Genomic DNA, 934 nt, shown 5'->3' with positions numbered 1-934 from the left:
GAACCTTGGCCGGAAGGGGCGAAGCGGCGCGCATACACAGCAACGTGGATTACGATCCGACTTCTGGATAATGTTCGATGTCATTTTTCTGACACATAAAACCTATGTACATGAATTTGGCCTGTAACATAACGTACCGTAAGAGTTACAGGGATATGGCTACAGCCCTGGACCTTCCGGACCATTTTCCGGTGACTCACCTTCCGCGTCGCAGCACCGTCGAGGGTCACGTTCTCGGCGGGAGAATCGACGATCACGATGGAGGAGGTTATTGTGACGGCGAAAAGGAACCTTGCCCGTTGGGTCTTACTTGCCGTGACATCATTACTGCTCGCCGGTGCGGCCACCGCTCCAACGTTTGCAGCCACAGCCAGCCCAGTGGCTCGTACGACCGGGGCGTTGATCCTCACCGTTGCCAAGGGCGAATCACCATACGTTGGCGCCACACCGGTCACGCTGTTCTGTCCGCCGAACAGCGCGACAACCCATCCCAACCCGGGCCCGGCGTGTAAAGCTATCGCGAATGCTGGCGGTGACCTTGGCAGGCTTCAAGGAGATCCGGGGGCAATCTGTCCATTCATCTATGACCCTGTCACAGCAACCGCCGACGGCTACTGGGCTGGTCGGGTCGTCCACTGGCGGAAGACATTCCCGAACAGCTGTATTCTGCACGGAGCCACCACACCGGTCTTCTGACCAGCTGTTACCAATCGAAATCCAAACAACGCATTCATGGCACTCTGCCAGCAGAGCGGAGCGGCTTCTTCCACCGGCGGCTCACCGGCATCTTGGCTAATTCTCACCGGCGCCTCCCCGACAGGAGTTTTTAAATATTTCGAGAACGGATAAATGATAAAAATCAAAAATTATTCATAATCTCACATGAAGATCTCAAGAAACAATTCAAAATATAATATAGCGATTTAGAGTCATC

General features: G+C 54.0%; 1 protein-coding gene. It reads left to right on the top strand.

Going from position 1 to position 934, the window contains the following annotated elements:
* Positions 1–258: 258 nt before the first annotated feature.
* The gene (locus MJ785_RS22415; RefSeq protein ID WP_370651640.1) at positions 259–696 is read left to right on the top strand and encodes an SSI family serine proteinase inhibitor; all 438 of its coding nucleotides are present in this window, start codon (positions 259–261) and stop codon (positions 694–696) included.
* The last annotated feature ends 238 nt before the right edge of the window (positions 697–934 follow it).

This window comes from Protofrankia sp. CiT1, assembly GCF_917627335.1.
Classification (GTDB): domain Bacteria; phylum Actinomycetota; class Actinomycetes; order Frankiales; family Frankiaceae; genus Protofrankia.
This window is presented reverse-complemented; position numbering and strand designations above follow the sequence as displayed.